The sequence below is a fragment of the Microbacterium luteolum genome, from assembly GCF_039533965.1.
GTDB classification, from domain to species: Bacteria; Actinomycetota; Actinomycetes; order Actinomycetales; family Microbacteriaceae; genus Microbacterium; species Microbacterium luteolum.
In genome coordinates this window covers 2964031-2983270 of sequence record NZ_BAAAUN010000001.1, presented here as the reverse complement: position 1 = coordinate 2983270, position 19240 = coordinate 2964031, and the positions used below count along the sequence as shown (strand labels likewise).

Below are 19240 nucleotides of genomic sequence, written 5' to 3'. Positions count from 1 at the left end.
CCGAGGCGCCAGCCGCCAGGCGACGGTACACGTCCGACTTCAGGAACCCGCACCCTCCTCGGTCGCCGCCTCCTCGATCAGCTGCAGCAGCCGGGCCGCGACGCTGACGGCGATCACGGCGGGCTGCTTGCCCGCGACCTCGGGGATGCCGATCGGCGTCACGACCCGCGCCAGGTCGCTCTCGGTCTGGCCGAGCTCGGTGAGCTTCTTGCGGAACCGGGACCACTTCGACGCCGACCCGATCAAACCGATCGAAGCGAGATCGGGAGTGCGCAAAGACATGTCGACGACCGCGAGATCCTCGACATGGTCGTGCGTCATCACCAGGACGTGGGAGCCGGCCGGAAGGCCGGCCAGCACGGCTTCGGGCACGGGTGCGAGGGTCGCCTGGATCCGTGCGACGCTGTCGGCGAAAACACCGGAAACGCCGGGGGTGCCGATCCGCTCCTCGGCGAGCATCTCCGGACGCGAGTCGACCAGGTGCAGCTCGACCTCGTGCCTCGCGAGGATGCGGGCCAGCTCCAGCCCCACATGGCCCATGCCGAAGATCGCGATGCTGGGCGTGACGCGCACCGGTTCGAGCATGATCGTGACCTCTCCTCCGCAGCACTGCACGCCGTACTCGGTGACGGCCTTGTCGCTGAGCGTAAGCACCAGCAGCTCCGGCTCCGCCGTGCCCGCTCGGAGCATCCCCCTGGCGCGTTCGATCGCCGTGGCCTCGAGGTTGCCGCCGCCGACCGTTCCGAACACGGCATCGGGCGACACGACCATCTTCGCCCCGCCGTTGCGCGGCGCATGACCGCGCACCAGGGCGAGCGTCACGATCACCGCGGGCGTGCGCGTCGAGCGCAGCGCCTGCAGTGCATCGACCCAGTCCATGTCGGGTCCCGCTCAGCGGGTGGCCAGGAGTTCCGGTTCGGGTGCCGCGACGGCATCCGCCGCCTGCTGCGCACGGCGCAGGGCCCAGAAGACCGCCTCCGGCGTCGCGGGAGAGCCCAGCTCGACCATGTGCCCCTCGGGCCCGAATTCACCGACGGCCTGACGGATCGCCTCCCGCGCGCTGAACGCCAGCATGAACGGGGGCTCGCCGACGGCCTTCGAGCCGTACACGGCGCCGTCCTCGCGGGCGTTCTCGAAGAGTCGCACGTGGAACTGCTCCGGCATCTCCGAGAAGCTGGGCAGCTTGTAGGTGGATGCCGACTGGGTCTGCAGCCGCCCGCGGTTCGGGCCGTCGCTGTCGTCCCAGCGCAGCTCCTCCAGCGTCAGCCAGCCGACGCCCTGCACATAGGCCCCCTCGATCTGCCCGATGTCGAGCATGGGAGAGAGTGAGTCGCCGACGTCGTGGATGATGTCGACGCGGCGCACGCTGTAGAGCCCGGTGAACTCGTCAACCTCGACCTCGGTAGCGGCCGCGCCGTAGGAGAAGTACTTGAAGGGAGACCCCTGCATGATCTCCGGGTTCCAGTGCAGACCCTCGGTGCGGTAATACCCCGCGGCGAACAGCTGCACGCGCTGGAGGTACGCGGCGTTCGCCACCTCGGCGAAGGTGAGCCGCTGCGCGGCGTTGCCGAAGGCCGTCACGTACCCGCCTTCGAAGACGACGTCGCGCGCATCGGCGTTCAGCAGGCGACCGGCGACGTCGGCCATCCGGCCGCGGATCTGCTCGCACGCGTTCTTCACCGCGCCGCCGTTGAGGTCGGTGCCGGAGGAGGCCGCCGTGGCGGAGGTGTTGGGCACCTTGTCGGTGCGGGTCGGCGCCAGGCGCACCTGGTGCAGCTCGAGCCCGAGCGCCGTGGCGGCGACCTGCATCATCTTGGTGTGCAGGCCCTGGCCCATCTCCGTGCCGCCGTGGTTGATCAGGACGGACCCGTCCTTGTAGACGTGCACGAGGGCGCCGGCCTGGTTGAAGGCCGCGAAGTTGAACGAGATCCCGAACTTGATGGGCGTAAGCGCGAGCCCGCGCTTGACGTGCGGGCTGCGCGCGTTGAACTCGGCGATCTCGGTGCGGCGCGCATCGACGTCTGCCTCGTCGCGCAGCTCGCTCCAGATCGCGCCCATCCGCGGAGCATCCTTCACGAGCTGGCCGTAGGGGGTGTGGTGACCGGGCTGATAGAAGTTCTTCTCGCGCAGCTCGAGCGGGTCGATCCCGAGCGCCGGGGCGACGCGACCGAGGATGTCCTCGATCAGGAACACGCCCTGCGGGCCGCCGAAGCCGCGGAAGGCCGTGTTCGAGGCCTTGTTCGTCTTCGCGATCCGGCCGTACGCGTGCACGTTGGGAATCCAGTAGGCGTTGTCGAGGTGGCACAGGGCGCGGCCGAGCACGGGCTCGGACAGATCCAGGCTCCATCCGCCGTCGCAGGTGAGCACGGCATCCAGGCCCTGCAGCATCCCGTCGGCGTCGAAGCCGACCTTCCACGAGATGTGGAACGGATGCCGCTTGCCGGTCATCGTGATGTCCTGCGTGCGGTTGAGCCGCAGGCGTACGGGGCGGCCGGTCAGCTTCGCACCGAGCGCGGCGATCGCGGCGAGGCCGTGCGGCTGCATCTCCTTGCCGCCGAACGCTCCTCCCATGCGCAGCGACTGCACCGTCACCTCGCTCGAGGTGATCCCGAGCACGTGCGCGATGATCTCCTGCGTCTCGGACGGATGCTGCGTCGAGCACTGCACGAAGTACTGGCCCTCCGAGTCGCGGATCGCGAGCGAGGCATGCGTCTCGAGATAGAAGTGCTCCTGCCCGCCGAACTCCGTGACGCCTTCGAACACGTGCGCGGCGGAGGAGAGGGCGGATGCCGCGTCGCCGCGCTGCACCGTGCGGGCGATGCCCTGGTACGACTCGGCGTCGATCGCGTCCTGCACGGTGATGAGCGACGGCAGCGGCTCGTACTCGACCGTGACCCGCTCGGCGCCGAGGCGCGCGGCCTCCTGCGTCTCGCCGAGCACCCAGACCAGGGCGTGCCCGTAGAACATCGACTCGCTCGGGAACAGCGGCTCGTCGTGCTTGATGCCCGCGTCGTTGACGCCGGGGACGTCGTCGGCGGTGAGCACGCGGACGACGCCGGGCACCTCGTAGGCACCGGAGACGTCGACGGTGACCTTCGCGTGGGCGTTCGTGGACTGCACGGGCCAGGCGGTCAGGACACCGGCGGTGTGGGCGGCGAGGTCGTCGGTGTACATGGCCGCACCGGTGACGTGCAGGGCCGCACTCTCGTGGGCGGCGCGGTGTCCCACGATGGGGTTGGCCGGGCGGTCGGCGAGAGCACTCATGCCGACACCTCCTTCGAGCTGATGACCGTGGAGCTGTACAGCTTGAGCAGCGCGGTGTTGAGCATGAGCGCGCGGTAGTCCGCACTCGCGCGGTGGTCGGACATCGGCGTGCCCTCGGCTCCGAGGATCTCGGAGGCCGCGCGCACGGTGGCGACGTTCCACGGCCGGCCGATCAGGGCCTCCTCCGCGGCGTAGGCGCGGAGCGGGGTGGCTGCGACACCGCCGAGACCGATCTTCGCGGCGGTCACGATCCCGTCCTCGATGTCGAGTGCGAACGCGATCGCGACGCTGGAGATGTCGTCGAAGCGCCGCTTGGCGATCTTGTGGAACGCGGTCACCGGGGCGAGCGGCAGCGGGATGCGCACCGCACGGATGAGCTCGTCCGGACGCCGGATCGTCTGCCGATAGCCCGTGAAGTACTCCGACAGCTCGACCTCGCGCTCCCCGTCGGCGGATGCCAGGACGAGCTTGGCGCCCAGCGCGAGGAGCGCGGGCGGGCTGTCGCCGATCGGCGAGCCCGTGCCGAGGTTCCCGCCGAACGTGGCGCGGTTGCGGATCAGGCGGGAGGCGAACTGCGGCAGCAGCTGAGCCAGCAGCGGCACTGCGCCGTCGAGGCGCTTCTCGATGTCGGAGAGCGGGAGCGCCGCGCCGATCTCGAGCACGTCATCGGTGTGATGGAGGGTGCGGAGCTCGTCGAGCTGCTCGATCGCGATGACGAGCGGCGCCCGGCGGCCACGGATGTTCACCTCGACGCCCCAGTCGGTGGAGCCGGCGACCAGGAGGGCGTCCGGCTCGTCGCGGAGCAGGCGCAGAGCCTCGTCGAGGGATGCCGGGCGGAGGAAGCGCGACCCGTCGACCTCGGCATCCGTCGGGACGGCGACCGGAGCCGGAGCCGCGAGCCGCTGCTGCAGCGGATCGTCCGCTTCGGGGTCGCCGAGCGTGTAGGCGGCGTCGCGGATCGGCCGGTACCCGGTGCAGCGGCAGAGGTTGCCGCTGAGAGCGTGGAGGTCGAACCCGTTCGGGCCGTGCTCCGCGTCGTGCGAGGGGATCCCGTCGCCGTGCCCGGTGCCCGCCTGCGCCGGCGTGGTCTCGGTGGGTGTGCGTTCGGACCGGTAGTACTCCCCCGCCATGCTGCAGGCGAAGCCGGGCGTGCAGTAGCCGCACTGCGAGCCGCCCGCCTCAGCCAGCTTCTCCTGCACCGGATGCAGGGCGTCCGGAGACCCGAGGCCTTCGGCGGTCACGATCTCCTGACCGTTGAGCGCGTACACCGGCACCAGGCAGGCGTTGACCGGAGTCCAGGCCGTGCCGCCGTCGGGCGTCGGAGTGGCGAGCAGCATCGCGCATGCCCCGCACTCCCCCTCCGCGCAGCCCTCCTTGCTGCCGGAGAGCCCGGTGTCGCGCAGCCAGTCCAGCGCGGTCGTGTGGGCGGCGGTTCCGTCGAGCGGGCGGACCTGTCCGTTGACGTTGACGACGATGTCGCTCATGGTCGATCTCCTCCTACAGCTCTCCTGCCGCCGGTCACCCGGCGAGCAGCCCCTCGATCGGTCCGCGCACGAAGTACAGCGCGAAGCCGACCGCGACGACCCACATCAGCCAGTGCACCTTGCGCGCACGCCCGGAGAGCGTGTTCACCAGGGTCCAGGCGATGAAGCCCACGCCGATGCCGTTGGCGATCGAGTACGTCAGCGGCATCGTCACGATGGTGAGGAAGGCGGGGAGCGCCACGGCGAAGTTCGTGAACTTGATCTCCTTGATCTGGGCCATCATCATCGCGCCGACCACGACGAGCGCGGCAGACCCCACCTCGATCGGCACCACCAGCGTGAGCGGGGTGAAGAACATCGAGAGCAGGAAGAGCACGCCGACCACGACGGAGGCGAGTCCTGTGCGGGCTCCCTCGCCGATGCCGGAGGCGCTGTCCACGAACACGGTGTTCGACGAGGTCGAGGTGGCACCGCCGGCGACGGCGCCGAGGCCCTCGACGACGAACGCCGAGCGCAGCCGCGGGAACGTGCCGTCCTTGTAGGCGAGCCCGGCGTTCTTCGCGAGGCCGGTCATCGTGCCCATCGCGTCGAAGAAGTTGGAGAACACGAGGGTGAACACCAGCATCGTGGCCGCCAGGGCGCCGATGCGACTGAACGAGCCGAAGAGGTCGAACTGGCCGATGAGCCCGAAGTCGGGGATCGTCATGAACGAGGCCGGGATCTCGGGGATGGTCATGTGCCACCCGTTCGGATCCTCGAAGCTCGGTCCGAGCTTGAGGAACGCCTGCGCGATGATCGCCACGACGGTCGCCGCGACGATGCCGATCAGGATGCCGCCGGGCACCTTGCGGGCGACGAGCACGCCGATGATGAGCAGGCCGAGCAGGAAGATCAGCGTCGGGACCGAGGTGATCGATCCGCCGTCGCCCAGCTGCACGGGCGGCCCGCCGGGGGTGCGGTTGACGAAGCCGGAGTCGACGAAGCCGATGAAGGCGATGAACAGGCCGATGCCGACCGTGATCGCGGCCTTGAGCGGTGCGGGCACCGCATTGAAGATCGCTGTTCGGATGCCGGTGGCCCCGAAGAGCACGATGAGCACGCCGTTGATCACGACGAGTCCCATCGCCTCCGGCCAGGTCACCTGACCGACGACCGAGACGGCGAGGAACGAGTTGATGCCGAGACCCGCGGCGAGCGCGAATGGGAGGCGGGCGATCAGGCCGAACAGGATCGTCATGACGCCGGCGGTCAGGCCCGTGGCGGCGCCGATCTGCGCGGCCTGCAGGGCGTCGCCGGTGACGTCGTCGACGCCGCCGAGGATGAGGGGGTTGAGGATGACGATGTACGCCATCGTCACGAACGTGACGATCCCGCCGCGGATCTCGCGCCCGAAGGTCGACCCGCGCTGGGTGATCTCGAAGAAGCGGTCGATCCGGTTACGGGGTTCGGCGTCGACGGTCGTGGTGGCCCCGGTGGGCAGCGGAGGGTGCACCGCCGCGGGGGTGGCTCCGGTCTCGGGCTCGTCCGGCAGGAAAACTGATGAAGACATCTTCGGCTCCGATCGTCGTTCGGGTCAGTAGTCGACTCGGGTGGACGTGGTGCTCCACTCCGTGAACGGAGCGATGCGCGCGGTGGGCGGAAGGGGCTCCTGCGCGACCGGCATGATCGCCCTGTCCTCTTCACCGCCTTCGAAGTAGCGGTAGAACACGGCGTCGTCGAATCCGGCGTCGGCGGCGTCGTTCCGATCGGCGGCGAAGTACACGCGATCGACGCGCGCCCACAGCGATGTGGCGAGGCACATCGGGCACGGCTCGCAGCTGCTGTAGAGCACGGCGCCGGTGAGGTCGAAGGTGCCGAGCCCCTGACAGGCGGCGCGGATCGCCGTGACCTCGGCGTGCGCCGAGGGATCGAGGTTCGCGGTGACGCGGTTCACGCCCTCGAAGACGCGGCCGTCGGCCGTGACGACGATGGCGCCGAACGGGCCGCCCTGGTTGCGGACGTTGTCGGTCGCGATGGCGACGGCGCGGGCGAGATACTCGGCCGGAGTCGATCGAAGGCCGGTTTCGGGCATAGCGGTACTGGTCATGACGGAGAGCTTCCTTGCTGTCGTCGCAGTGATACGGCTTATCTGGTCGGGCCTTGATCAGGCCGTTCCGCGAGATATACGTCGAACCGCTAGGTTGTGCTGCTTCCTGCCCGGAGGCCTCTGTTGAGGTTCGGGCTGGGAACGACTGTAACACCGGATGCGCTGCGCGTCCAGCCTTTCGGAATCTCTCTTCCACCATACGAAATGATGGAACGGCGAGTCAGGCCGCCGGAGCCTCCTCCTCGTCCGCACACGAGAAGCGCGTGCGATAGGCCGTCGGGGTGAGGCCGAGCACGCGGGCGAAGTTCTGCCGCAGCACGGCCGCCGAGCCGAATCCGCACTCGTCGGCGATCTGCTCGAGGGGCAGATCGGTGCGTTCCAGCATCCGCTGCGCGTGGATGATGCGCTGGCGCGCGAGCCAGGCTGCAGGGGTCGCCCCGTACTCCGCCTTGAATCGCCGGGCGAACGTGCGCGGCGACATCAGCGCCTTGGCCGCGAGCTGATCGACGCCCAGTTCGTCTCGCAGGTGCTCGACGGCCCAGTCGGCGACCGCGGCCAGCGAGTCGCTGGCGACGACGGGGATCGGACGGTCGATGAACTGGGCCTGACCGCCGTCCCTCTGCGGCGGCACGACCATGCGTCGGGCGATGCGGTTGGTGAGATCGGCGCCCAGCTCCTGACGCAGCAGGTGCAGACACGCGTCGATGCCGGCGGCGGTGCCCGCACTGGTGATGATCTTGCCGTCCTGCACGAACAGCACGTCGGGGTCGATGTCGATCTGCGGGTACATCTCGGCCATGACGTGCGAGTACATCCAGTGCGTGGTCGCCTTTCGCCCGTCGAGAACCCCCGCGGCGGCCAGGATGAACGAACCGCTGCACACGCTCATGACCCACGCGCCGCGATCGACGGCGTGGCGGGCGACGTCGAGCAGGAGCGGATCGATCTGCCCCCAGTACGCACGCGGAACCGGGCAGAAGACCACGAGGTCGGCCTCGTACGCGAAGGACAGGTCGTGCTCGACGTTGACCGAGAAGCCGATCTTCGACTGCACCACCCCGGCCCGGGGCGCGACGATGCGGAAGTCGAAGTTGGGGACGCCGTCGTCGGAGCGATCAAGGCCGAAGGCCTCGCAGGCCACTCCGAATTCGAAGGGCGCGAACCCGTCCTGGATCACACAGGCGACCGTCTTCATCAGTTCTCCCGGGTTTGGCAGTTTTCCAACGCTGTTAGTCTTTTCTGCCACTCGTGGCAGTCACGCAGCGAACGTAGTGTTTCTGCCATGGTACTCCTCATCGCACTCATCGCCCTCTCGGCGTGGGCCGCCATCGCGACCGTCGTCGAACTCCGCCGCGACGGTTACCGTCGCACCCCCACCGACTGGAGCCGCGTCACCGGTCGCGACGTCCATCAGGACGCGCAGTCCACGCACGTCTACCGCTGAGACGGAACTCGCGTCACGGTATCGTCAGGTCATGATCCCGCTCGACAACCTGCTCGCGTTCGCCATCGCGTCTGTCGTGATCATCGTCATCCCCGGCCCGAGCGTGCTCTTCGTCATCGGTCGGTCACTCTCGCTCGGCCGCCGCGCGGGCGTGCTCAGCGTCGTCGGAAACGCCCTCGGGACCGTGCCCGCCGTCGTGGCGGTCGCGTTCGGAGTCGGCGCGATCGTCTCATCATCGATCATCGCCTTCACCGTCATCAAGATCATCGGGGCCGCATATCTCGTGTGGCTCGGCATCCAGGCCATCCGCCACCGCCACGATCACGTGGCGAACACCGGAAGCGGTCCGGCATCCGCAGGGAAGCTGCTGCGCCAGGGTTTCATCGTCGGGGTCACCAATCCGAAGACCATCGCCTTCTTCGTCGCGGTGCTCCCCCAGTTCGTGGCGCCATCCGCCGGTCCTGCCTGGGCGCAGCTGCTGCTCCTCGGTCTCACGTTCCAGCTGCTCGCACTCGCGTGCGACAGCGTCTGGGCGCTGGCGGCGGGAACGGCACGCACCTGGTTCGCACGCTCACCCCGTCGCATGTCGACCCTCTCCGGCACCGGCGGCGTCATGATGATCGGCCTCGGCGGCACGCTCGCACTGACTGGCGCCAAAAGCTGACCATCGGCGGCGCCGAACGCGATCCTCACGCGAGCGCACACCCGGCGACTACGCTCGACCTCATGAGCGAGCCGCAGCAGCCTCCTGTTCCGCCATCCGCACAGCCGAACCACGCCTTCCCCCCCGGCGCCACCCGCGCCGCATCTGCCCGCCGCGCCGCAGTACCCGGCGGGCGCACCCCAGTATCCGGCGGCCGCCCCGCAGTATCCGTCATCACCTCAGGTACCGCAGCAGTCCTACGGGCAGCCGCAGTACGGCCAGCCCCCGTCCGGTCAGCAGCGTCCGTCCGCGTTCGGGTCAGGCAATCCGCTGGCTCGCACGGCTTTCATCGTCGCGCTCGTGGTCGCCGCCGTGGGCGTCCTGCAGATCCTGATGCAGCCCTTCGTGCTCGCCTCGTTCAGCTACGACGCGAGCAGCTACGGCGTCTTCAGCTTCCTGTTCGCCGTCATCGTCTTCCTCGGCAGTGCGGCCGCCCTCGTGCTCGGCCTGATCGCGGCCCGGAGAGCGGGCGGCCAGGTGCTCGCCGGCATCGCGATCGGTGTCGGCGGCGTGCAGTTGATCGGCGTCGTGCTCGGCTGGATCGCCTCGACCTTCTACCGCTTCTTCTGAAGATCGGCGGCGGCGCTCAGCGACCGGCGAGCACGCGCTCGTAGACGCGGATCATCGCCGCGGTCCGCGAGGACTGCCGGAACGCCTCGGCGACCTCGGGCACCGGAATCGGCGCCGTCCCGGCGACGATGTCGGATGCCGCGCGTCGCAGCGTCTCAGCGAGCGCGTCTGCGCGCCGGGCCTCGCGTTCGCGACCGGTCGCCGTGGCGCCGGCATCCGGCACCGCCCACAGCCCGCCGCCGAGCTCCGCGGCGATATCGGGGTCGCAGATGACCGATGGCGTGCCGAGGGTCGCCGCCTCGAACGGCGTCATCCCCTGCGTCTCGAAGCCGATCGACGTCTGCACGAGCGCGTCCGCCGCGGCGATGTGCGCGAGAGTCTGCGCGTAGGTGAGACGGCCGGCGAAGCGCACGCCTGCCCGACCCGCGACGATCTTCTCGGCCGCGGCACGCTGCGCTCCGCCGCCGATGATGTCGAGCTCGGCATCGACGCCGGAGGCCACGAACGCCTCGAGGAACGGCAGCAGCCGTTTCTCCGGGCTCATCCGTCCCAGCCAGACGAAGCGCGGGCGACCGGGCTCGCGCTGGGCCGGCGCCGCCGCGAGCGTGGCATCGCGCAGGTCGTCGTCGATGCCGTTCCAGACGACGTCGACCGTGTCGAACACGTCGTGCTGCTCGAGGCGTCGGGCGAAATGGGTCGACGGCGCCGTCACGGCCGAGGCGCCGGCGGCGAGACCCCGGAGGAAGGCCCAGCCGTCGCTGCCCGCGACCGTCTCGCCGACGCCGCGCAGAGCGGTGCGCCGCCACGCGTTGAGGATCCCGAGCACAGGGCGGTGGAGCGGCGTGACCGCGGCGAGGCCGACATCGACGCGGTTGTGCATCGTGTGCACGACCGGGATGCCGTGACGCGCGGCGTAGCGGTGGCCGATGAAGGCTCCCCAGAAGTCGGCCTGCACGTGCACCAGGTCGACCGCGGGACGGCGGGTCATCGCGCGATCCAGGAACCGGTCGGTGCCCCGCCCCGGCCAGCTCATCGAATACTCGCGGTCGACCGTGATCGGCATCGACGGCAGGTCGACGTACGCCGGGTTCTCGCTCGGCCGCGTAGCCGAGCCCCTCGAGGCGCGCATCCGGGGCGCGACGACCGTCACCGTGTGCCCGGCCCGTTCCAGGAACTCGCGCTGCAGCCGCATCGACACCTGCGCTCCGCCGAGGGAGTCGAGGTGCTGATCGCCGAAGAAGACGATGTGCATGTCGCGGTGCCCGTCTACTCGGGCAGCGGCTCGTCGCGGTACAGCGCTTCGAAGGTGTCGAGGGTGCGGTTGATGTCGTGGATCGCGACGCCGTCCAGCGAGGCCCGCTGCATCCGCTCGTATTCCGCCGGCGAAGCCGTGAGCACGTCGGTCAGACGCGCCGCGAGATCGTCGACGTTGCCCGGCTCGAACAGGTGGCCGTTCTCGCCGTCGTGCACGAGGTGCGGCAGGGCGACGGCATCCGCGGCGACGATCGGCAGTGCGGATGCCATGGCCTCCATGGTCGCGATGGACTGCAGTTCGGCGATCGAGGCGATCACGAAGAGGCTCGCGCGCGACAGCAGCGCGCGGAGGTCCTCGTCGGTGGTGCGGCCGTGGAAGGTGACGCGGTCGGCGAGACCGAGCTGGGCTGCGAGGCTCTCCAGCTGCTTGCGCTGGTCGCCGCCGCCGACGATGTCGAACGTGGTGTCGAGGGCGGGGTCGAGCTTGGTCATCGCCTGCAGGATGACCTCCACCTGCTTCTCGGCGGTGAGACGGCCGACGAAGACGATGCGGTTCTTCTCGCGCGGGGCGATCACGGGGGTGTACTGCGTGCGGTCGATGCCGCAGCTGACCGGGATGACACCCTGCACCGCGACCGTCTTCTCGAGGAAGTCTGCGGCACGACGGGTGGGCGTGGTGATCGCGCGGGTCAAGTCGAAGGTGCGCTTGGCATCGCCCCACGCCCATTTCAGCACCAGGTCGTCGATGAACTTCGGCATGGTGGTGTGGTCGAGGATGTTCTCGGCCATGACGTGGTTGGTCGCGATGACCGGGATGCCGCGCTCACGGGCGACGTGTGCCAGCCCGCGGCCGATCACGATATGCGACTGGATGTGCACCACATCGGGCTGCACGCGGTCGAGCACGACCCGCGCATAGTGCTTCGAACGCCACGGCCAGACGAACCGCAACCAGTCGTGCGGGGGCCAGCGCACCGACGGCAGCCGGTGCAGGGTCATCGGCTCACCCTCGATCACCTCGGTGCGAGGCTGCGCGCGACGGTAGGCCTGGTTGGGGGCGGAGACGTGCACCTCATGCCCGCGCTGGACCAGCCCCGCGGCGAGGCGCTCGGCGAAGCGGGCGGCGCCGTTGATGTCGGGCGCGAACGTGTCGCACCCGATCAGGATCTTCAGCGGACGGGGCGGGGTCCCCGCTGCGTTCGTCGGATCGGAGGAAGAGGAAGACATTCTGCCTTACGGTACGGCGGCCAGGGGAGCCCGATCGGGCGCTGGCCACTCTACCCGAGGGGCCTGATCGCGCCGCCGAGGCGTACCGGCATCCCCCAGGGTCACCCGTTAGCGTGGGGCCATGCGACTGACTGCCGACGCCGATCCCCGGCTCTGGATTCCCGTGACGGACTCGCTCGGGTGGCGCGGCCGGCGTCACCGCAAGGCCGCGATCCGGATGCTCCTGGGGCAGGTCAACGCGGCCGTCGGGGCCACCGAGCGCCCGGGCTCCCGCTTCGGCGCCTGGGCGATGAGCCAGGCGGCGCCGATGCTCATGAAGCGCGCCGACGGCCGGGTCCTGGTCTGGACATGGAAGGCCGAGCCCGAGCTGGTCGTCGCGATGGCCACGGCACAGGTGCTCACGCCGGACGTGCGCGTCGCGCGCGCCTCGATGCCGATGGAGTACGACGACACGCAGTCGTTCCCGACCCGTCTGGGTGCGGGTGAGAAGCTGCTCGTCCCGCTTCCGACATCCGAGGCCACGCCCCCGTTCGCCACCTACACATGGGACACCGGAACCCACCTGGTCACGCTGACCGCCGTGTGCAGCGACCGGGAGCGCTTCGGCACCCTCACCGGCGCACTCGACGACCTGGCGCGCAGCATCCGCATCGCGGACGATCTCGAGGGTGGCGAGTCCCCCGAGGTGCTCCGGCTCGACCCGGCCTGACCGGACTCACACGGACTCGGTGTAGCTGGCGGCGACCGCGATCGCGCGGGCGCGCAGTGCCTCGCGGAGTTCGCGGGGCTCGAGGGCTTCCGCGCCGGTGCCGAGCTGCCAGAGCGCCCATTCCGCGTGTCGGAGGTCTTGGAAGGTCGCGGTCATCCGCAGGGCGCCCGTCGCGTCGATCGCCTCGTCGACGATCGTGACGGCCGTGGATGCGAGCTCTTCGCGCCGCGCCGGGTCGACGCGGGCAACCACGGTGAGCGGATCCTCCCCCTCGCGGAAGCGCGCGCTCCGCTGCTGCCACAGCGCGACCAGGTCGACGTCAGCGGCGCGCTGTGCCGGCTCCGCGAGCTCTTCAGCGGCGAGGATGCGTGAGAGGCGGTAGGTGCGGTCGCCGCCGTCGACGGTCGCGAGGAGGTAGCCCTTGTCGCGCACCGTGACGAGACCGATCGGGTCGACCGTGCGCCAGACCGGATCGCGGGCCTCGGCCGCGTAGCGGATGCGCAGCCGATGGCCGACGAGCACGGCGCGGCGCACCTCGCTCATGATCGGCTCCGGGATGATCTCGGCGATCCGACGCCGGGAGAGGAGGTCGGCTTCCGGGTCGACGAGGATACGACGGGCAGCATCCGCCGCGGTGATCTGGTGACTCTCGGGCAGCGCGTCGACGATCTTCCGCATCGCGGATGACAGGGCCGAGCTGAGCCCGAACACCTCTTTCGCCCCGGCGCCGCCGGCGGTGAGCAGCGCGAGCGCCTCATCGTGATTGAGGCCGGTGAGCTCAGTGCGGAACCCGGGCAGGAGCGTGAAGCCGCCGTGACGGCCGCGATCCGCGTAGACGGGCACGCCCGCGGTCGAGAGCGCCTCGATGTCGCGCAGCACCGTGCGCGTCGAGACCTCCAGCTCTTCGGCGAGCGCCGTCGCGGACAGGCGGCCGCGTTGCCGGAGCAGCAGCACGAGGGAGACCAGGCGATCTGCGCGCATAGGAGATTCTCTCAGGAATACATGACAGAGGGTGTCGTGATTGCTTGCAAGTCTGGATGCTGAGCCTCTTCTCGAGGCGTGATCGTAGGACGAAAGGAACAGACATGACTCTCGAACGCACCGCCGTGAACCCGGTGGCCTGGTCGCAGGAGCTGGGTTTCAACCAGGGCGAGCTCGTCTCCGGCGAGACCCGGACGCTGTACATCTCGGGCCAGACCGCGATGAGCGCGGAGGGCCGGCCGGAGCATGACGGGGATATCGCAGCCCAGCTCGCGCTGAGCCTCGACAACGTCGAAGGGGTGCTCGCCGCGGCCGGCATGTCGCTGGGGAACCTCGTGCGCCTGAACGTCTACACGACCGACGTCGACGCTCTCTTCCCGCACTACGGCGTGCTGGCAGCACGCCTGGCCGCCGCCACCGTCGCCCCCACCACGACGATGCTCCAGGTCACCCGCCTGGCCGTCCCCGGCCAGCTGGTCGAGCTGGAGGCCACGGCCGTCGCCTGACCGGCGCTCATCCAACTCGTGAAGCGAGGTAACTATGTAGTATGCTCACGGATATGGAGACACTGCTGCTGGACCGGTTGCTGCTGATCGGCGAGCTCTTCCAGCGCGACATGGCGCGCGCGTTCGACGGCACCGGACTCACGACCGCCCGCGTGCACCTCCTCTGGGTGCTGCAGCACGCCGGCCCGTCGACGCAGCGTGACCTCGCTCGGCTCTGCGAGGTCACGCCGCGCAACATCACCGGCCTGGTCGACGGGCTCGAGGCATCCGGCCACGTGCGCCGCACCCCGCACCCGACCGACCGGCGCTCCGTGATCGTCGAACTGACCTCCACGGCGGCCGACACGATGGCGCGGATGCAGGGCGAGCACGCCGAACTCAACGACACCCTCCTCGCCGCTGTCGCCCCGGAGGACCGAGCGGCCCTCGAGCGCGGCATCGCCGCGATCGCGACCCGCCTCGAGACCCTCGTGGTGGAGGCGGCCGGCGAAGAAGACCAGGCCGCGTCATGACCACCGAGACGAAGGCGAACCGCTCAGACGCACCCACCCGCACGGCCCGCGCGCTGAGCTTCCTCCACCGCGCGTGGATCTCCGAGTTGCGCGTCTACTCGAGCATCGCCCGCGCGATCGCCCGGCGCCCGGCCGTCCCCGCCGGCGGGACCGGCATCGCGTATCACCAGCCGGTGCTGACGATCCTCATCATCTTCATCGTGCTCTCGGCCGTCGAGATCCCCATCCTCGACCTCATCGTGCACCCGTGGCCCGCCGTGCGGATCCCGATCCTCATCCTGGGCATCTGGGGACTGACGTGGATGATCGGTCTGCTGTGCGCGATGCTGATGCGGCCGCACGCGGTCGGACCCGACGGCATCCGCATCCGCAGCGGACTCGAGCTCGATGTCCCGATCTCCTGGGACGACATCGCCTCCGTCGCCATCGCGAAGCGCGTCGACGAGCCGAAGTTGCCACGGGTCACCCCGACCGAACAGGGTGCCGAGTACGCCGAACGGATGCAGGACGAGACCAACATCGAGATCGAGCTCGAACGTCCCGTCGGCATCCGCCTCCCCGGACTCCGGCCCAAGGGCGGACGGCACGAGGTCACCCGCATCCGCCTCTGGGCCGACGACCCGCGCGCGTTCCTCGCCGCCGCCCGCCCCTTCCTGCTCGCCGCGGACTGACCGCCATACCGTCACCCGAAGGCGGGGAGCGTCAGCCGGTCCCGCTCCGGATCGAACGCCTCGACGATCTCGAGGAGCTCCTCGCGCGAGACGTTCGCTCCGAAGGCCCCGGCACCGGGCTGCAGGCGGATGCCGTCGGCGAGGGCGCCGGCCCGAAGCGGGTCGAACCCCAGGCCGTCGATCAACCGCGCCACCCGGGCGAGAGCGTCTTCGTCGTCTCCGGCGAGCGCGATCGCCTTGCGTCCGGCGCCCCCGGAGGGTCGGGCCTCCTCCTCCATGTCGTGATAGCCCATGTGGTTGAAGGCTTTCACGATGACCGACCCCGGCAGGAACCGCTGCACGATCTCGCTCGTCGAACCAGTGAACTCCTCCCGGATGCCGTCGGTCTCCCACCAGTAGTTCATCGCGTCGATGACGACTTTCCCGCGCAGCTCCTCCACCGGGAGGGAGCGGTGCTTCCCGAGCGGCAGCGCGAGGATCACGATGTCGGCCCGGGCCGCGGCGGATGCCGCCGTGGTCGCCTCGGCGCCCGGGGCGAGCACCTCCACGGTCAGGGCGATCTTCGCCGGATCGCCGGAGCCCGCGATGAGCACGCGGTACTCCGCGGCGACAGCCAGTCGGGCGAGGACCGTGCCCACCTTGCCGGCGCCGAGGATCCCGATCGTGGTCACCTCCGTGCGGCCGCTCATGCCGCCTCCTCGCTCTCGGCGCGCTGTACGGCCAGCAGCTCCCGCACACGCGGGATCACGACCGACCCGTAGAGCTCGACCGCCCGCATCCGCGCTGCAGCCGGCAGGAATCCCATCGTGTAGATGAGGTCGAAACGGCCGACGTCGAGTGCGCCGAGCGTCTGGGCGATCTTCTGCGCCACGGTCTCGGGCGAGCCGACGTACATGGAGCCGTGCTCGATCTCGTGGTCGAACTCCTCGCGGCGGATCGGCGGCCAGCCGCGCAGCGCCCCGATCCGGTCGCGGATCACCTTGTACCGCGGCCAGAGCAGCTCGCGCGCCTCCTCATCGGTGTCGGCGATGAAGCCGGGCGAGTGCATGCCGACCGGGTGCGCGGTCGTGCCGAACTGGGCGGCAGCGCGCCGATACAGATCGATGTAGCCGGCGAAGCGGTCGGGCGCCCCGCCGATGATCGCGAGCATGAGCGGGAAGCCGTAGTGGGCCGTGCGGATCACCGACTGCGGCGAACCGCCGACGCCGACCCAGGTGCTCAACCCACCCTCGGTCTTGGGGAAGACATCCGCGTCGACGAGAGCGGGGCGCTGGGTGCCGGACCACGTGACCGGCCCCTCCTTCAGGAGCTCGGCGAACAGGTCGATCTTCTCGTCGAAGAGCACCTCGTAGTCGGCCAGGTCGTGCCCGAACAGCGGGAAGGACTCGGTGAAGGATCCGCGGCCGAGGATGACCTCCGCACGACCGCTCGACAGGGCGTCGACCGTGGCGAAGCGCTGGAACACGCGCACGGGATCATCGGAGCTCAAGACCGTGACCCCGGACCCCAGACGGATGCGGGAGGTGCGGGTCGCGATGCCCGCCAGCACGGTCTCAGGACTCGAGATCGCGTACTCGGGCCGGTGATGCTCGCCCACGAGGAACACGTCGACGCCGAGCTGATCGGCGAGCACCGCCTCGTCGACGGTCTGACGGATGGCCGCGGCGTGGCTGGAGAGCTCGCCGTTCTCGTCTTCGGTGAGGTCGCCGAAGGTGTCGAGGCCGAATTCAAGGTTGTCGACGGATGCCGAGTCGTTCATGACTGCTTTCCTTCTTTGGGTGGGGGTGTTCACGCGGCGCGCTCGAGGGAGAGCAGCTCCCGCACGCGCGGGGCGACCTCGCGGCCGAGCAGCTCGATGGTGCGGGCGCGGGCCTCGCGCGGGAGATGCATGATGTCGTACTTCAGGTCGAAGCGGTCGAGCTGGAGATCGCGTGCGGACCGCGCGATCTTCTGCGCGACCGTCTCGGGCGAGCCGACGAACAGGGCGCCCTCGGCGATCTCGTGCTCGTACCGTGCGCGGGTGGGTGCGTAGAAGCCGCGCTCGTTCGCGAGGTCGGTCACGACCGGCTCCCAGAAGCGCCACCAGGTCTCCCGCGCCTCCTCATCGGTGTCGGCCACGAGTCCGAGCGAGTGCATCCCCACGGGCTGGGGCGCGTTCCCCGCCTGGGAGAGAGCCCGATGGTAGAGGTCGACATGGCCGGCGAAGCGCTGCGGGTTGCCGCCGATGATGGCGAGCATGAGCGGCAGCCCGTAGTTCGCGGCGCGGATGACGGACTGGGGGCTGCCGCCGACGCCGATCCAGGTGGGGATGCCGCCCGGCCGCATCCGCGGCTGGGCGACGTGATCGCGCAGCGGCGCCCGGGTGGTGCCCGACCAGGTGACGGCCTCCTCGCGCTGCAGGCGCATGAAGAGGTCGAGCTTCTCCTCGAACAGCTCTTCGTAGTCGGCGAGGTCGTAGCCGAACAGCGGGAACGACTCCGTCGCCGACGCCCGGCCGAGCACGAGCTGCGCGCGGCCGTTCGAGACCGCATCGAGGGTCGAGAACTCGTGATAGAGCCGCACCGGGTCGTTGGTGCTGAGCACCGTGACACTCGTACCGAGGGCGATCCGTTCGGTGGCGGTGGCCATCGCGGCGAGGAGCACCGGGGTGGCGGAGTCGTTGTGCCCCGGGCGATAGTGCTCGCCGACGCTGAAGACGTCGATCCCGGCGTCCTCGGCGCGACGCGCCTCGTCCACGAGCAGTCGCAGAGTCTCTGCACCGCTCAGGTCCCGTCCACCCGACGACGCGGTGTCGCCGAACGAGTTGAGGCCGATCTCGAATCCCTGCGGGTTCACGACGCTTTCCTTCTCTCTTTTATTGATACGTCAATCACTTGCATTCAAGTTCTACTCCGATATGATGGACATGTCAACTAAAGGAGGCGACCATGGCAGCACGAAGCACGCCCACCGCGCCGCAGCTGCGCATCTGGCGGGACTTCATCGAGACCGTCGCCGCCATGCAGGGCGAACTGGGCCGGCGGCTTCAGGACGAATCGGACCTCTCGCCCGCGGACTACTCGGTCCTCCTGGCGCTCAGCGACCAGAGCGGTCACGAGCTCCGATCGAGCGAACTCGCCGCGACCATCGGCTGGGAGCGCAGCCGCGTCTCGCACCACCTCGGCCGCATGGAACGTCGCGGGCTGATCCGTCGCGATGACTGCGCGACCGACAATCGCGGCGCCGTCGTGGTGCTCACCGACGAGGGGTCAGCGGCATTCCGTCGCGCGAACGTGCCCCACCTGCGCGCGATCCGCGAACTCTTCATCGACCGCCTCGACGACGAGCAGCTGCAGATGGTCGACGGCATCACCCGGGCGCTGAAGAAGGGCGCCTAGGGCGGGTCACTCCAGCCCGTGCTCCGCGAGCCACTCCTTCGCGACTCGCACGGGGGCGCGCGACAGCCAGGCGTCCGTGACGAGCTCGGTGAGCCGCTCCCGATCGATCACGTCGAGCCGTACGAGCAGCCCCGGGTACCCGTCGAAATGCGGGATCGTGAAGAGCACATCCGGCTCGGCAGCGAGCAGCGCCTCCTTCTCCTCGAGGCTCGCCGTCCGCACTCCGATCACGATGCCGGCCGGCCACTCGCGTCCGAGTTCCTCGAGCTGACGGAGGTCGGTCTGTCGCGGACCGCGAAGACCGGTGAACATCCCGCTCTTGACCCGCCACGCGGCGTCACCGGTGTGTCCGTCGATCACCTCGTGCACGCCGGGCAGCGCGAGCGCGATCTCGCGCAGATCGTCGATGGTCGCCATGAGGCCATCGTCTCGCTGATCGCCGCCTCGCGCCA

Annotated in this window: 21 protein-coding genes; 8 read left to right on the top strand and 13 right to left on the bottom strand. The window is 69.7% G+C overall.

Going from position 1 to position 19240, the window contains the following annotated elements; translation table 11 throughout:
• Positions 1-39 precede the first annotated feature (39 nt).
• The 6 genes from xdhC to ABD648_RS14410 all read right to left on the bottom strand — a co-directional run bounded on the left by xdhC (position 40) and on the right by ABD648_RS14410 (position 8029).
• Positions 40-879, bottom strand: a complete 840-nt coding sequence (gene xdhC, locus ABD648_RS14435; RefSeq protein ID WP_282215647.1) for a xanthine dehydrogenase accessory protein XdhC — start codon at positions 877-879, stop codon at positions 40-42.
• A gap of 12 nt (positions 880-891) precedes the next feature.
• Positions 892-3264, bottom strand: a complete 2373-nt coding sequence (gene xdhB / locus ABD648_RS14430; RefSeq protein WP_282215646.1) for a xanthine dehydrogenase molybdopterin binding subunit — start codon at positions 3262-3264, stop codon at positions 892-894.
• A complete protein-coding gene (locus tag ABD648_RS14425; protein WP_282215645.1) occupies positions 3261-4748 on the bottom strand; it encodes a xanthine dehydrogenase small subunit in 1488 nt (495 codons plus the stop codon). Before ABD648_RS14425 ends, xdhB begins: the two co-directional genes overlap by 4 nt.
• Positions 4749-4782: 34 nt before the next feature.
• Positions 4783-6297: an NCS2 family permease gene (locus ABD648_RS14420; RefSeq protein ID WP_282215644.1), complete on the bottom strand. Its 1515-nt coding sequence runs from the start codon at positions 6295-6297 to the stop codon at positions 4783-4785.
• 24 nt (positions 6298-6321) lie between these two features.
• The gene (locus tag ABD648_RS14415) at positions 6322-6834 is read right to left on the bottom strand and encodes a nucleoside deaminase (protein WP_243408775.1); all 513 of its coding nucleotides are present in this window, start codon (positions 6832-6834) and stop codon (positions 6322-6324) included.
• 220 nt (positions 6835-7054) lie between these two features.
• Complete coding sequence (locus ABD648_RS14410; protein WP_282215643.1) at positions 7055-8029, bottom strand: GlxA family transcriptional regulator; 975 nt, start codon at positions 8027-8029, stop codon at positions 7055-7057.
• 87 nt (positions 8030-8116) lie between these two features.
• Here ABD648_RS14410 and ABD648_RS14405 point away from each other — a divergent pair, with 87 nt between their 5' ends.
• The 3 genes from ABD648_RS14405 to ABD648_RS14395 all read left to right on the top strand — a co-directional run bounded on the left by ABD648_RS14405 (position 8117) and on the right by ABD648_RS14395 (position 9551).
• Positions 8117-8278 carry a hypothetical protein gene (locus ABD648_RS14405; protein ID WP_282215642.1) on the top strand — a complete coding sequence of 54 codons (162 nt, stop codon included), beginning with the start codon at positions 8117-8119 and terminating at the stop codon, positions 8276-8278.
• 31 nt (positions 8279-8309) lie between these two features.
• Positions 8310-8942 carry a LysE family translocator gene (locus ABD648_RS14400; RefSeq protein WP_282215641.1) on the top strand — a complete coding sequence of 211 codons (633 nt, stop codon included), beginning with the start codon at positions 8310-8312 and terminating at the stop codon, positions 8940-8942.
• Positions 8943-9281: 339 nt separating this feature from the next.
• Entirely contained in the window at positions 9282-9551 is a 270-nt protein-coding gene (locus tag ABD648_RS14395; RefSeq protein WP_282215640.1) for a hypothetical protein, read from the top strand.
• 16 nt (positions 9552-9567) lie between these two features.
• Here the strand turns inward: ABD648_RS14395 and ABD648_RS14390 are convergent, their stop codons facing one another.
• Both ABD648_RS14390 and ABD648_RS14385 read right to left on the bottom strand, forming a co-directional pair.
• Entirely contained in the window at positions 9568-10803 is a 1236-nt protein-coding gene (locus tag ABD648_RS14390) for a glycosyltransferase (protein WP_282215639.1), read from the bottom strand.
• Positions 10804-10817: 14 nt separating this feature from the next.
• On the bottom strand, positions 10818-12032 hold the full coding sequence (locus tag ABD648_RS14385) for a glycosyltransferase (RefSeq protein ID WP_282215638.1): 1215 nt from the start codon (positions 12030-12032) through the stop codon (positions 10818-10820).
• A 121-nt stretch (positions 12033-12153) separates the two neighbouring features.
• On the opposite strand from ABD648_RS14385, the gene ABD648_RS14380 reads away from it, so the two are divergent.
• A complete protein-coding gene (locus ABD648_RS14380) occupies positions 12154-12741 on the top strand; it encodes a hypothetical protein (RefSeq protein WP_282215637.1) in 588 nt (195 codons plus the stop codon).
• A gap of 6 nt (positions 12742-12747) precedes the next feature.
• Here ABD648_RS14380 and ABD648_RS14375 read toward each other — a convergent pair whose 3' ends face one another.
• Complete coding sequence (locus ABD648_RS14375) at positions 12748-13722, bottom strand: helix-turn-helix transcriptional regulator (protein ID WP_282215636.1); 975 nt, start codon at positions 13720-13722, stop codon at positions 12748-12750.
• Positions 13723-13826: 104 nt separating this feature from the next.
• Between ABD648_RS14375 and ABD648_RS14370 the strand changes: the two genes are divergently transcribed.
• From ABD648_RS14370 to ABD648_RS14360, 3 genes are read left to right on the top strand one after another with little or no spacing between them, the layout of a single operon-like run.
• Complete coding sequence (locus tag ABD648_RS14370) at positions 13827-14228, top strand: RidA family protein (RefSeq protein WP_282215635.1); 402 nt, start codon at positions 13827-13829, stop codon at positions 14226-14228.
• Positions 14229-14281: 53 nt separating this feature from the next.
• On the top strand, positions 14282-14740 hold the full coding sequence (locus ABD648_RS14365; protein ID WP_282215634.1) for a MarR family winged helix-turn-helix transcriptional regulator: 459 nt from the start codon (positions 14282-14284) through the stop codon (positions 14738-14740).
• Entirely contained in the window at positions 14737-15411 is a 675-nt protein-coding gene (locus ABD648_RS14360; RefSeq protein ID WP_282215633.1) for a hypothetical protein, read from the top strand. The genes ABD648_RS14365 and ABD648_RS14360 overlap by 4 nt, the downstream gene beginning before the upstream one ends.
• A gap of 11 nt (positions 15412-15422) precedes the next feature.
• On the opposite strand, the gene ABD648_RS14355 is transcribed toward ABD648_RS14360, so the two are convergent.
• The 3 genes from ABD648_RS14355 to ABD648_RS14345 are packed head-to-tail and all read right to left on the bottom strand — an operon-like array spanning position 15423 to position 18246.
• Positions 15423-16100, bottom strand: a complete 678-nt coding sequence (locus ABD648_RS14355) for an NADPH-dependent F420 reductase (RefSeq protein WP_282215632.1) — start codon at positions 16098-16100, stop codon at positions 15423-15425.
• A complete protein-coding gene (locus ABD648_RS14350; RefSeq protein WP_282215631.1) occupies positions 16097-17170 on the bottom strand; it encodes an LLM class flavin-dependent oxidoreductase in 1074 nt (357 codons plus the stop codon). The genes ABD648_RS14355 and ABD648_RS14350 overlap by 4 nt, the downstream gene beginning before the upstream one ends.
• A gap of 29 nt (positions 17171-17199) precedes the next feature.
• Positions 17200-18246, bottom strand: coding sequence for an LLM class flavin-dependent oxidoreductase (locus ABD648_RS14345; protein WP_282215630.1), 1047 nt, complete (start codon positions 18244-18246; stop codon positions 17200-17202).
• A 92-nt stretch (positions 18247-18338) separates the two neighbouring features.
• Here ABD648_RS14345 and ABD648_RS14340 point away from each other — a divergent pair, with 92 nt between their 5' ends.
• The gene (locus ABD648_RS14340) at positions 18339-18788 is read left to right on the top strand and encodes a MarR family winged helix-turn-helix transcriptional regulator (RefSeq protein ID WP_282215629.1); all 450 of its coding nucleotides are present in this window, start codon (positions 18339-18341) and stop codon (positions 18786-18788) included.
• A gap of 6 nt (positions 18789-18794) precedes the next feature.
• On the opposite strand, the gene ABD648_RS14335 is transcribed toward ABD648_RS14340, so the two are convergent.
• Entirely contained in the window at positions 18795-19205 is a 411-nt protein-coding gene (locus ABD648_RS14335; protein ID WP_282215628.1) for an MmcQ/YjbR family DNA-binding protein, read from the bottom strand.
• Positions 19206-19240: the final 35 nt, after the last annotated feature.